General features: G+C 54.3%; 9 protein-coding genes and 1 pseudogene. All 10 read left to right on the forward strand.

What is annotated here, in order from left to right:
* Positions 1-156: 156 nt before the first annotated feature.
* The 10 genes and pseudogenes from NFS35_RS29855 to NFS35_RS02595 all read left to right on the forward strand — a co-directional run bounded on the left by NFS35_RS29855 (position 157) and on the right by NFS35_RS02595 (position 13,458).
* Positions 157-3,576 (forward strand): annotated as a pseudogene (locus NFS35_RS29855) (UvrD-helicase domain-containing protein).
* A 66-nt stretch (positions 3,577-3,642) separates the two neighbouring features.
* Positions 3,643-4,320 (forward strand): HD domain-containing protein, encoded by a 678-nt coding sequence (locus NFS35_RS02555; RefSeq protein ID WP_251205575.1) that lies wholly within the window; start codon positions 3,643-3,645, stop codon positions 4,318-4,320.
* 100 nt (positions 4,321-4,420) lie between these two features.
* On the forward strand, positions 4,421-5,005 hold the full coding sequence (locus NFS35_RS02560) for an AAA family ATPase (RefSeq protein ID WP_251205576.1): 585 nt from the start codon (positions 4,421-4,423) through the stop codon (positions 5,003-5,005).
* Entirely contained in the window at positions 5,005-5,844 is an 840-nt protein-coding gene (locus NFS35_RS02565) for an HAD-IIB family hydrolase (protein ID WP_251205577.1), read from the forward strand. The genes NFS35_RS02560 and NFS35_RS02565 overlap by 1 nt, the downstream gene beginning before the upstream one ends.
* Before the next feature lie 154 nt (positions 5,845-5,998).
* The gene (locus NFS35_RS02570; RefSeq protein WP_251205578.1) at positions 5,999-6,988 is read left to right on the forward strand and encodes an aromatic acid exporter family protein; all 990 of its coding nucleotides are present in this window, start codon (positions 5,999-6,001) and stop codon (positions 6,986-6,988) included.
* Positions 6,989-7,219: 231 nt separating this feature from the next.
* On the forward strand, positions 7,220-8,608 hold the full coding sequence (locus NFS35_RS02575; RefSeq protein ID WP_251205579.1) for a TrpB-like pyridoxal phosphate-dependent enzyme: 1,389 nt from the start codon (positions 7,220-7,222) through the stop codon (positions 8,606-8,608).
* 149 nt (positions 8,609-8,757) lie between these two features.
* Complete coding sequence (locus NFS35_RS02580) at positions 8,758-9,624, forward strand: DegV family protein (RefSeq protein WP_251205580.1); 867 nt, start codon at positions 8,758-8,760, stop codon at positions 9,622-9,624.
* A 524-nt stretch (positions 9,625-10,148) separates the two neighbouring features.
* On the forward strand, positions 10,149-10,835 hold the full coding sequence (locus NFS35_RS02585) for a PIN domain-containing protein (RefSeq protein ID WP_251205581.1): 687 nt from the start codon (positions 10,149-10,151) through the stop codon (positions 10,833-10,835).
* Between the two features lie 10 nt (positions 10,836-10,845).
* Complete coding sequence (locus tag NFS35_RS02590; protein WP_251205582.1) at positions 10,846-11,655, forward strand: hypothetical protein; 810 nt, start codon at positions 10,846-10,848, stop codon at positions 11,653-11,655.
* A gap of 198 nt (positions 11,656-11,853) precedes the next feature.
* Entirely contained in the window at positions 11,854-13,458 is a 1,605-nt protein-coding gene (locus NFS35_RS02595; protein WP_251205583.1) for a CTP synthase, read from the forward strand.
* Positions 13,459-13,524 lie beyond the last annotated feature (66 nt).

Raw genomic sequence — 13,524 nt, forward strand, 5'->3', positions numbered from 1 at the left:
CCTTCTGGGCAGCGCTTCTGCGCCCGATAAGCTGAAGATAAGGATAAACAGTACCATCTGAGCCCGGAGGACTCCGGGAAATATCTGTAAAGAGAACAGAGGCTTAGAAGTTGAGTGGGAACCAGCCGCTTTTTGGACGGCAGAATGCGAGGAGAGATGTACATAGGAGATTTGCACATTCATTCCAGATATTCCAGGGCGACCAGCAGAGACTGCACGCCGGAATACCTGGACCTATGGGCAAGGAAAAAGGGGATCCACATCGTGGGCACAGGCGACTTCACCCACCCGGCCTGGCGGGAAGAACTGAAAGAAAAGCTGGAACCGGCAGAGGACGGCCTGTATGTACTGAAAAAAGAATACAGGCTGGAAGGGGCAGGGGACAGCGGCAGACAGCCCCGTTTCGTGGTTACCGGGGAAATCAGCTCCATTTACAAAAAAGGCGACCGGGTAAGAAAGGTGCACAGTCTGTTGCTTCTGCCCGGGCTGGAGGCGGCAGAGACGCTGGCAAGGCGGCTGGAACTGATAGGGAACATACATTCGGACGGAAGGCCTATCCTGGGGATTCCCTGCAGGGATCTGCTGGAGATCATGCTGGAGGCCGCTCCGGCGGGAGTCTATGTGCCCGCCCATATCTGGACGCCGCATTTTTCCCTGTTCGGAGCCTTTTCGGGGTTCGAGACCCTGGAAGAATGCTTTGAGGATTTGTCGCCCTATATCCATGCCCTGGAGACAGGCCTCTCCTCAGATCCGCCCATGAACTGGAGGGTGAGCGCCCTGGATCGTTTCCAGCTGATTTCCAATTCCGATGCCCATTCTCCGGCAAAGCTGGGGAGGGAGGCGAACCTCTTCGACATAGAACTATCTTTCCAGGGGCTGGCAGAGGCCATCCGGCAGGGAAAAGGCCTGGCTGGCACTATTGAATTTTTCCCGGAAGAGGGAAAGTACCACTTTGACGGCCACAGGAAATGCGGACTCTGCATCAGCCCCCGGGAGACGGCCGGATATGGCAACAGATGCCCCATATGCGGGAAGAAGATAACCATCGGGGTGCTGAACCGTGTGGAGCAGCTGGCGGACAGGCAGGAGGGCTTCGTCCTGCCCACAGGCCGCCCTTTCGAGAGCCTGGTGCCGCTTCCCGAAGTGATCGGCTCGTCCATGGGAATCTCTGCCACAGGGAAAAAAGCGGCGGAAAAGTATGAACAGATGATACAGGCCCTGGGGCCGGAATTCGCCATCCTGCGGGAGATTCCGGTGGAGGACATCCGAAAGGCCGCAGGTCCTCTGGTGGCGGAGGGCATCCTGCGGCTGCGCCAGGGCCAGGTGAAGCGCACTCCGGGCTACGATGGGGAATATGGAAAGATAGGGCTGCTCACCCCGGAGGACATCAGCCGCCTGGAAGGGCAGATGAGTTTTTTCACGGCGGAAGAACTGCGGGTGATGGAGAAAGGAAGAGCTGTAGCAGACACGGAGATTGCCGGTCAGAAGACAGGAGCCGGAAAAAACTCGGATATTGACTTGCAGAAAGCATGGATTGGTAATGATGTAGAGAACGGCCGCCAGAAGTCAGAAGCTGAAGATGACCAGGATACGCATATTCAAACCAACCGGCAGATATCAGATGTTTCGACAACAGACAACCTGAATGAGCGCCAGCGAGAAGCCGTGGAACGGGCAGGGCGCAGCGTGGCGGTCATTGCCGGGCCGGGAGCGGGCAAGACCAGGACGCTGATTGCCAGGCTCCGTTACCTTTTGGACAAGAGGGGGATCAGGCCGGAGGAAATCACGGCAGTGACTTTCACTAATAAGGCAGCGGAGGAGATGCGCGCCAGAATGGCGGACGACAGCCAAGAAGCCAGTCAAAAAGATTCGAAAGGCCAGAAGAGTCAGAAAAGCCGTAAGAATCAGAAAGACTGGGGCGGGGCAGAAGTCTGAATCGGAACTTTCCATGCCGTCTGTGCCCGTTTCCTTCAGGAGGCAGGGCACTCTTTCGTGGTGGCGGATGAGGGACTGCAGACGGAATTGGCGGAAAAGGCGCTTCGGGAATTTGAAAAGAAGGATTCACCGGGGAAATTTCTGCAGGAGCTGTCACGGATGAAGAACGGCCTGCAGGGAAACAATAGCTTTGTGGAACCGGTTTCTTCCAGGGCAGCAGCCCAAAAAAGGGAGGCTGGCTTAGGGGAAAACGCAGCCGCCGACGGAAAGAACTGGCGCGTGTATCAGTATTATCAAAGACTCCTCCGACAGGCAGGGGCATATGACTATGACGATTTACTGCTGGAGACATTGAAGCTGCTGGAAGAGATGCCGGAGGATGCGCCGCAGCGCCGCCGTTTCTCCTGCCTCCTCATCGACGAATTCCAGGACATCAACCCGCTCCAGTACCGACTGGTAAAGGAATGGGGGCGGGGCAGCATGGAAGAGGGGCATTCCAGGGAACTGTTCGTGATTGGCGACCCGGATCAGTCCATCTATGGTTTCCGGGGCTCCGATTCCAAAGCTTTCTCCAGATTGGGGGAGGAATATCCTGACCTGTCCCTCATACGCCTGGAGGAAAACTATCGCTCCGCCCCGGCCATCCTCCATGCCGCCCTGGGCGTGATTTCCCACAACGAAGGGGAACCACGCAGAATGAGGGCCATGGCCCCAAAAGCAGGACAGGGAGCCGGACTTCCCGTGCGCATAGTATCGGCGGAGGACGAGCGCGGGGAAGCGATTTTCGTGGCCAGGGAAATCATCCGCCAGATCGGCGGCATAGACATGCTGGATACGGACAGGGATGGGACACGGGAGGGCCGCCGGGCGCGCGGTTTTTCGGACATCGCGGTGCTCTACCGAACCCACAGGCAGGCGGCGCTGCTGGAAAAATGCCTGCGCCAGGAGGGAATCCCCTATCTGGTGGCAGGGCGGGAAGATTTTCTGCGGGAGCGGGAGGTACGGGCCGCGCTGTACTTTTTCCGCCATATCCTGTATCCGGAGGAGACGGCGTGGGGAGTGCTGTGCCAGAGACTCCTGGGGCCTTTTTTGGGAGAGAATCGGGAGGAGGGGCTTAACCTCCTGACTGAAAAGTACCGGAAAAAAGCAAAGAAAGGAAAGCCGGTGAAGCTCCTGGAGGAGTGGTGCGGCGAATTTCCTTTCGAGAACCAGGATGCCATGAAAAAACTGACAGACATGTCGGTTCTTTGCCCTACCATGGAAAGTTTCTTTCAGACCCTGTCTTTCGGCGAGGACGGTGACATCAGGAGGAACAGCGGCAGGAAATTCACGGCGGACGCGGTGACGCTGATGACTCTCCATGGCTCAAAAGGCCTGGAATTTCCGGTGGTATTCCTCTATGGGCTGGACAAGGGGCGGCTTCCTCTGGAGTTCGGCGGGGAAACGGATCTGGAGGAGGAGCGCCGCCTGTGCTACGTGGGCATGACCAGGGCCAGGGAGGAACTGATTCTGGTCTGCGGCAGGGAACCCTCTCTTTTCCTGGAGGAGATTCCGGCAGGGGACGCAAAATGGGAGCGGGCCGGGAAAGAAGAGGAGGAAGCGGTCCAAGCCGTCCAGATGAGCCTGTTCGATTTGATTTGAGGAGAAGAAGTACTGATAATCCAGGCCGTCTGACGTTGAGGAGAACGGTCTGACAAGGAGGATAGAATGACAAAAGATAACTATACTCTGCTGGAAAATTACATGCTGTCCTGCATGGAAGACAGCGCCCATGACAAGGAACATATCTACCGTGTCCTCTACACCGCCCTGGACATAGCCGGGACGGAAGAGGCCGTGGACATGGACGTGCTGATTACCGCCTGTCTGCTGCATGATATCGGCCGCCGGGAACAGTTCGAGGATTCCCGGGTATGCCATGCGAGGGCCGGAGCGGACAAGGCATACCATTTCCTGACAGAACACGGTTTCCCGGAAAGCTTTGCGGCGCATGTAAGGGATTGCATTTCCTCCCACCGCTACCGAAAGGACAACCAACCGGAAACCATAGAGGCGAAGATACTGTTCGATGCGGATAAGGTGGATGTGTCCGGCGTTATCGGCATTGCCAGGACGCTGATTTATAAAGGACAGATTTCGGAGCCTTTGTACACTGTGCTGCCAAATGGCCAGGTCCCCGATGGGACGGACGACAGGGATCCATCCTTTTTTCAGGAATACAAATACAAGCTGGAGGGGCTGTACGATAAATTTTATACTGCCCGGGGCGCAGAAATAGCGGCAGGGAGGAGACAGGCTGCAGCCGCATTTTACGACAGTCTTCTGCGGGAGGTGAGAGAGCCTTATGATACAGGAAGCGCGCTGCTTCAGACATATGTGGAGTGAACCTCGTTGGAGAGCCTGGAAGAATGCTAATCGAAAGTGGCTGAAATAGATTCTACATACGAATATCGAGTTGCCGTATTCGGAACAGGAAAGGAGCAGAATGGACAATAAGATTATCATCATAGAGGGCTGCCTGGCCGCGGGAAAGTCCTCTTTCGCGGAAAAGCTTTCACGAGCATTGAAGGTTCCATGCCTGATAAAGGATACCTTTAAAACAGCCCTGTGCAGTACGGTCGTAATGGAAGACCGAAAGCAGAGCAGCCGTTTTTCCGCCATCACTTTCGATGGGATGCTGTACGTGGCGGAAAGGCTGCTGGAAGTGGGATGCCCCCTCATCATGGAGGGGAACTTCGCGCCCGCGGGCGTGAAAGACAGGGACGAGTCGGATGCAATCCGAAGAGTGCTGGAAAAGCATCAGTGCGAACCCCTCACATTCAAGTTCATGGGAGATACCCGGGTGCTGCATCAGCGTTTCGTGGAGCAGGAGGAATCGCCTGAAAGAGGACAGGCCAACCGAATCGGCAGCGCGGTCTCATATGAGGATTTTGATATGTGGTGCCATAATCTGGATTCTTTTGACCTGGGAGGGAAAGTCATCCGGGTGGATACGACAGATTTTGACAGAGTTGATTACGAGGGGATGATAGAAACGGCCGAACGGTTCATGGAAGGGACGGAGAGATAATGAGGACACTGTATGTCACTGATTTGGACGGCACGCTGCTGAACACGAAGGACAGGATAAACCCGGAGAGCCTGAGAATCATCAATGAACTGGTTGGCCGGGGAATGCTTTTTACCTATGCCACAGCCAGGTCTCTGGAATCGGCCTGTGTGGTGGCGGACGGGCTGACGCTGACCATGCCTGTAATTGTATACAATGGTGCTTTCATCATGCGCCCCGATACGAAAGAAATCATATCATCCCTGTTTTTTACGGAGGAAGAAGCCGGATTCGTCAGGCGTATCCTGGAGCAGGCGCGTATCAGCCCGCTGGTGTATTCTTTTGTGCAGGGCAGGGAGAGGGTATCCTGGAATACTGTCCGGGAGAACGAGGGGATAAAGCGGTATCTCTCGAAGCGGAAAGGCGACCAGAGACTGAGGCCTCTGGAGGATGGAGAGGGACTGTACGGCGGAAATGTCTTCTACTACACCTGTATAGGGGAAAAAGAGGAACTGATGCCGCTGTATGAAATCTTTTCCGGGGACGAGAGATTTCGCTGCACGCTCCAACAGGAACTGTACCGGCCGGAGTACTGGTGCGAAGTCATGCCCCGGAAAGCCACAAAGGCGGAGGCCATCAGAACACTGAAAAATTTGTGGAACTGCGACAGGATAGTTTCGTTCGGGGATGCCATCAATGACATCCCCATGTTCCGGATATCCGACGAATGCTACGCTGTGGAGAACGCCGTGCCGGAACTGAAGCAGGCCGCCACAGGCATTGTGGACAGCAACGACAGGGACGGGGTGGCAAAGTGGCTTTGGGAGAATGCAGAATGTTCCCGGAAAGGAGAGATATGATTCTATGGATTAGCGGGGCCTGTGACGTGGGCAAATCGGCTCTGGCAAAAGCGCTGGCCGAAAAAGGCAACGGCAGAGAACCGATGGTTTTCGTTAGAATCACACAGGTCTCTGCCTGGCATAGACGGAATTGCGCTGCAAAAGGGAGGGCATTATGAGGGAGAGTCGGCGGCTGTGGAAACCGCGGCTGATAAAGAGCCTGAAGATGGCGGCAGCAGCCTTTGCCGCCATTGCGCTGGCGGAAGAACTGGGCCTGCGATATGCCGCCACGGCCGGCATTGTCACAGTGCTGAGCATCCAGAACACCAAGCGGGAAACTTTGAAAAGCGCCGGAAAGCGCTGGCTGGCCTTTCTGTGCGCTCTGGCTATTTCCCTTGTCTGCTTTTCCCTGATAGGATACCGTCTCTGGGCCTTTGGCGCATATCTTTTCCTGTTCGCCCTGCTGTGCTTCAGCGCTGGCTGGACCGAAGCCATCGCCATGGATTCGGTGCTGGTGTCCCACTTCCTCACGGAACAGGGCATGGGGCCTGAACTGATAGCCAACGAGGCAATGCTGCTTTTGATTGGCACAGGGGCCGGAATCGCGGTGAATCTGCATCTTCACAGGCAGCAGGCGGAATTTGAGCGGCTTGCGGGAAATGTGGACGGGCAGATGAAAGGCATTCTGCACAGAATGTCCCTGTGGCTGCCCAGGGAGGACAAGGACGGCTACAATGCGGACTGCTTTCTGGAACTGAAAAAAGGAATCAGCCGGGCGAAAGACTGCGCAGTCTCCAACTACGGAAATACCGTGCTCTCGAAAAGCGTATATGAGCTGGACTATGTGGCCATGCGGGAGCAGCAGGGTATCGTTCTGCGGGAAATCTACGACAATATATTAAGGATTCAATATCTGCCGAAACAGGCAGAGCAGGTGGCCGGGCTGCTGGGACAGATAGGGGAGGACTTCCACAGGGACAACACCGTGGAGGGACTGCTGGAGCAGAGAAAGGCCGTGCTGGACGAAATGAAGTCCCAGCCGCTGCCCGACAGCAGAGAGGAATTTGAAGCCAGGGCGGTTTTGTTTTACATCCTGATGCAGATAAAGCAGTTCCTGGAAATCAAGAAAGAATTCATGCGCGCCCACGGAGAATATCACGAATAAAAGAGAACGATATACCGGAATACAATGACAGACAAGGGGAAGAGCAGGATGTAAATGCGGAAAAATAATTGCAGGATTCTCTATTCTGTGCTAAGATGATACTTGATTTCTTTAGGGCGGGAGACGGACGCCTTGCCGTGGTCTGGAAAGCAGATATGCCGAAAAGCTGACGGCCATGGCTTCACGCAAATCTAATTGCCGTAAACGTCAGCGGCAGAATGGAGAACTGAAATGAGCGAAGAAAAAAAGATTCCCTACAAGATTTATCTGGAAGAAAATGAGATTCCCGCCGCATGGTACAATCTGCGCGCCGATATGAAGAATAAGCCGGCGCCGCTTCTGAATCCCGGTACGCTGCAGCCCATGACGGCTGAAGAGCTGAAAGGGGTCTTCTGTGACGAGCTGGTGGCGCAGGAACTGGACGATACCAATGCCTATATCTCCATTCCCCGGGAAATTCAGGATTTCTACAAAATGTACCGCCCGTCTCCTCTTGTCAGGGCCTATTGCCTGGAGGAAAAGCTGCAGACTCCGGCCAAAATCTACTATAAATTCGAGGGGAACAATACCAGCGGGAGCCATAAGCTCAATTCCGCCATCGCGCAGGCCTACTATGCGAAGAAGCAGGGGCTGAAAGGCGTCACCACAGAGACCGGAGCGGGACAGTGGGGTACGGCGCTTTCCATGGCATGCTCCTATTTTGGACTGGACTGCCTTGTATACATGGTGAAGGTCTCCTATGAGCAGAAGCCTTTCCGCCGGGAGGTCATGCGCACATACGGGGCGACTGTGACGCCCTCTCCCAGCGATACCACGGAAATCGGCAGAAAGATTCTGGCTGAGTATCCGGGCACCACGGGCAGCCTCGGCTGCGCCATCTCCGAAGCCGTGGAGGCGGAGGCCACAAGAGAGGGCTACCGCTATGTGCTGGGCAGTGTGCTGAACCAGGTGCTGCTGCATCAGACTATCATCGGCCTTGAGACAAAGGCGGCACTTGACAAATATGGAATCGTTCCGGATATCATCATAGGATGCGCGGGCGGCGGATCCAATTTGGGTGGACTGATTTCTCCCTTTGCGGGCGAGATGGTGCGCGGGGAGAAGAACTACAGAATCATTGCGGTGGAGCCCGCTTCCTGCCCCAGCTTTACCAGAGGCGTGTTCGCCTACGATTTCTGCGATACAGGAAAGGTCTGCCCGCTGGCGAAGATGTACACGCTGGGCAGCGGATTCATCCCTTCCGCCAACCATGCGGGAGGCCTGCGCTATCACGGCATGAGCCCGATTCTGTCACAGCTTTACCATGACGGCATCATGGAGGCGGTGAGCGTGGAGCAGACGGCTGTATTTGAGGCGGCGACGCAGTTTGCGAGGGTGGAGGGCATCCTCCCCGCGCCTGAGAGCAGCCATGCGATTCGTGTTGCCATCGATGAAGCCATGAAGTGCAAGGAAACCGGAGAGGAGAAGACGATTGTGTTCGGCCTGACCGGTACCGGTTATTTCGATATGGTGGCTTATGAAAAGTACAACAATGGGGAGATGGCGGACTATGTCCCCACGGATGAGGATTTGAAGCCGGGATTTGACGGGATTCCGAGATTTCCCGGAAATGAGTTTTAACAGAATGAATGAACATGGGTGATGCCGCAGGAACGCAGGATTCGGACAGCCGGTGCCGGGGAGCCGGGCTGTCCGCTGCTCTGCGGCTGTCCGGTTCCTGAGAATCGGGCGGCTGTGGTCTGCGTATCGTGCGGGGATGGAGGTTGGTCATGGAAGATTATGTGATCTGTATGGATGCGTCAGGAGACTTGCTCGGGGAAATCGCCAGGGAGAACGGGATTGACTTTGTGCCCATGGAATACTCCTTGGGAGAGGAGATGCGGACATCCCATGGAGGCGAGGATGAGGCGGTATTGAAGAAATTTTATGATGGGCAGCGCAAAGGGGATATGACAAGGACTTCCCAGATTTCTCCCTATATGTATGAGGAGTATTTCAAGAAATTTCTGGAAGCCGGCAAATCCGTGCTGTACTTCTGCCTGTCCAGCGGATTGTCGAACACCTATGAAAGCTCCATGCTGGCAGCAGGGAATCTGAAAGAAGAGTACCCAGAGCAGGAGATTCTTCCGGTGGATACGCTGGCGGCTACGGGAGGCATCGGCATTCTGGTGGAGCAGGCCATTGAAAATAAAAGGAAAGGCATGGACATCCGCAGGAATTACGAGGCTGTCAGGGCACTGGTTCCGAAGCTGCGCCATTTTTTCATGGTGCAGGATCTCATGTACCTGAAACGGGGAGGCCGGGTTGGCGCGGCTACGGCGATTGTGGGCTCCGCCCTCAACATCAAGCCGATACTTGAGATTGACGAGAACGGAAAACTGGTGACCATAGACAAAAAGCGCGGCAACAAGGCTGCCATGACGGCACTGTTCACATACTTCAAAGATAATTACAACCCGGAGCTGGGCAATACCATCTATATCTGTGACGCGGACACGCCGGAACTGGCGGAGGCGCTGGTGGAGAAAGTAAAAGCGGAAGCGCCGGATGCGGTCGTCAGGCGGATGATGCTCTCGCCCATTATCGGCGCCCATACAGGCCCGGGAATGCTCTCCATGATTCTGCTGGGGAAATAATCCTGACATGAAAACCGATACCAAAGAAAATGTTTTGTAGAAAAAAGTCTCGTTGGAAGTTTCAAGGGACTTTTTTTCGTGGGATTGTCTTTTTGGACTATCCGTCCAATGACAAATCAATAATCCTGTGTTACGCTGAATTCAGCCGGAGGGGATAGCGAGGGGCCGGGAAAGGAGTGGAGGCATGACGGATAATGATTATCTGTATATCGATTTAAAAAAGACGGGTATGCGTCTGGAAGGCCTGATAAGGCAAAAGGGATATTCGGTGAGGGATATCCAGAATATTCTGCATCTGTCTTGTCCGCAGCCGATATATCGCTGGATGCGGGGGCAGATCTTGCCGTCGGTGGACCATTTATATGTTTTGTCCAGGGTGCTTCAGGTACATATGGAAGAGCTGCTGGTTGCGGCGCATCGGATGCCGGAGACTGCTGCCGGGGCAGAGAGGTCCAGATGGAGGCGCATGTCGGAATATCAAAGGAGATTTTCGACTGAAAGCGGCATGATGTGGTGGAGCCTATATGTTTCATTTCATGATAGATTTGGAGAATACCAGGAGCAGGGGCCTGCAGGGCGCTGAATACCTGACCGCAGATGACTGCGTGACGATTTTCTATAGCCAGACCTGTGTAAAGTTGGAAAAAGGGAAACTGCAGCAGATTATCGACGCGGGGAGCGTTCTGGACATTCGCCGTCTGCGGAGGACTGGCAAGAACGCCCTGGATTTCTACATCGCATCCAGAATCGGCGAGCTGTTCGGCGGCGGATATTCGGGTATAGTGGCCATTGTGAGCAACGATAAGGGATATAATGCTGTGCAGGATTACTGGTCCAGTTGTGCGAAGCCTGCGCGGAAAGTGCTTTTGCAGTCCAATATCGAGCAGTGCATCGGCTGCTCCAATGAAAGCAGCGACAGGAAAAAGCTGATTCAGGGAAAACTGCAGGAGGTGAACCTGGAGACGGAATACCGTTTGTATGGAGAGCGGCTGAAGATGAGGAGAGCGCTGGAGGATATCTTTTCGGATACGTCTTACAGGAATCTGACAGGACAGATTTTCGGCGTGGTGGAGGGAAGAAAGGAGAGTGAGCCCAGGGGATTGTATCTTGATACGGTCAAGCGGTTCGGGAGAGAGGACGGGCTGGAGATATACAGGAGGATAAAGCAGGCATTTGGGGCGGAGCGGGAGAGGGCAGCGGACGAAAGCTAAGGAGGTAGCTATGAGGGACTGGATTGAGATTAATGGCAGACGGCTAATCTGGGAAGACTTTATAGGGATTCTGGACTACTACAGGTACAAGTCCATCATCAGGGGAAAAGGACGCGATGTCAGGAATCAGTACAATTACATGATATATGTGCTGCAGGAACTTGCTTATGATTATCACGAGGGGAGCGACTATGTGCTGGATCATCTGGAGGATTTCATCACGCGGCACTATATGAAGATGCCTGTGGAGCGGAGGCTGCCGGAGGCATTGGAAGAGCTGTTCAACCAGATGCAGACCCGTCTCCACATCAATCTGTCAGAGGTTCTTGATGAGTGCGTAAAGAATTCCCTGAAGACATATCAGCATATGCAGGATACGGAGAAAGCCGAGAGCGAGAGGGCAGCGCTGATTCGTTCCCTGCCGGTGAGGCATGGCGACATCGCCAGCAGGGATCCGATCAAAAAGGTGTATTATCTGATGAGCCTGCAGAAAGCGAAAATGAAATGCCCGGAGTACCAGGTGGGGAGGCAGGAGATTCAGGCCACCAGTATCTGGTGCGAGCTCCTGATACTGGGCATTTCCTCCGATATGATTACCAGCGGACTGCTGAAGCGGGCCGTGGAGGATGATGTCCTGTCAGAGATAGATGTATCAGGGCTGCTCAGGGACAGGCGCCATGTGGAGAAAGACTATGAAGAGTATCTGGAGGAAATCTCCGGGTTTGCCCTGGATGAGCCTACGGATATCCCGATACAGGATTTCCTTGGATTGTGCGAAGGACGTCTTCGGGAGATGCTTGGCATAAAAGGAAGCGAATAAGAGATGCCGGCAAGAGATGCTGGCAGGCGAATCGGGACTTGACAAAACTTCAAAGTAGGTGCATAATGCAAAGAGGAACAGACAAAGACGTCGTTCACTGAAAGGTGAGGTGTCTTTGTCTCTTTTTTATGTAATGGAATCTTTGCAGGACACAGATTTTGCTATCCATCAGGAAATGGAAAGGAAACGGGGGATTGTATGACGAAATACATATTCATCACCGGGGGAGTGGTCTCCGGTCTTGGAAAAGGAATCACTGCCGCATCTTTGGGAAGGCTTCTTAAGGCCAGAGGGCTGAAAGTGGCCGCGCAGAAGCTGGATCCGTACATTAATGTGGATCCCGGTACCATGAGCCCTTACCAGCACGGCGAAGTATACGTGACGGAGGACGGTACGGAGACGGATTTGGATCTTGGGCACTATGAGCGTTTCATTGACGAGGACCTTAACAAGTATTCCAATCTCACCACGGGCAAGGTGTACTGGAACGTACTGAACAAGGAGCGGCGGGGGGAGTATCTGGGTTCCACAGTGCAGGTCATCCCCCATATCACCAATGAAATCAAAGAATTCGTCTACCGGGTGGGGAAGAAGACGGATGCGGATGTCGTCATCACGGAAATCGGCGGCACCATTGGCGACATCGAGTCCCAGCCTTTCATTGAGGCGGTCCGGCAGATTTCTCTGGAGGCAGGCAGGGAGCACAGCCTGTTCATCCATGTGACGCTGGTACCTTTTTTAAGGGGATCGGACGAACATAAGTCGAAACCTACACAACATTCCGTCAAGGAACTGCAGGGGATGGGAATCAATCCCAATATCATCGTTCTGCGGTGCGACGAGCCCTTAGAGGATGCCATATTCAAGAAAATCTCTCTGTTCTGCAATGTGAAGCCGGATTGCGTGATAGAGAATATAACGCTGCCCAATCTTTACGAGGCGCCGCTGATGCTGGAGAAGTCCGATTTCTCTGCAGTGGTATGCCGTGAACTGGGACTGGAGACAGAAAGGCCCGATTTGACCGAATGGATCCGGATGGTGGAGCGGAGTAAAGTGAAAACCTGTACAGTCCATATCGGCCTGGTAGGAAAATATGTGGGGCTCCATGATGCATATCTCTCTGTGGCGGAGGCCCTGCGCCATGCCGGTTATGAGCATGAGGCCCAGGTGGAGATTCATTGGATCGACTCGGAGGAGCTTGTGCCGGAGAACTATGAAGAGCGGCTGGCAGGCCTGGATGGAATTCTTGTCCCGGGGGGCTTCGGCAGCCGTGGAATCGAGGGGATGATTCTGGCGGTCAGATATGCCAGAGAGAAAGGAAAGGCTTATTTCGGAATCTGTCTGGGCATGCAGGTGGCTGTGATTGAGTATGCGCGGAATGTGGCCGGGATTTCAAACGCGAATTCGGGGGAATTCGATGAGCAGTGTATGGACAAGGTCATTGATTTCATGCCGGGCCAGAGCGGCGATATCGACAAGGGCGGGACTCTGCGGCTGGGAGCCTATCCCTGTGCCGTCAAGGAGGGTACTGTCATGGAACGCTGCTATGGGAAGAATCTTATCAGCGAGCGGCACAGGCATCGTTATGAATTCAATAATGATTACAGAAATGTCTTACAGGACAAGGGTCTTGTCATCAGCGGTACGTCCCCGGACGGCAGGCTGGTGGAGACGGTGGAACTGGCAGGACGGGGCTTCTATGTGGGCGTACAGTACCACCCGGAGTTCAAGAGCCGTCCGAACCATCCCCATCCGCTGTTCAAGGGGTTTATCGGAGCGGCTAAGTGCGGGAGGAGCTTTTAGGCGCCCGGGAAATTCTGGACTGCGTGAACTGTGAAAGTAGTTCAATGCCAGGTCGCGAATTTGTAC

Origin of the sequence: Acetatifactor aquisgranensis (assembly GCF_943193215.1) — a bacterium.
In the GTDB taxonomy this organism is placed as follows: domain Bacteria; phylum Bacillota; class Clostridia; order Lachnospirales; family Lachnospiraceae; genus Acetatifactor; species Acetatifactor aquisgranensis.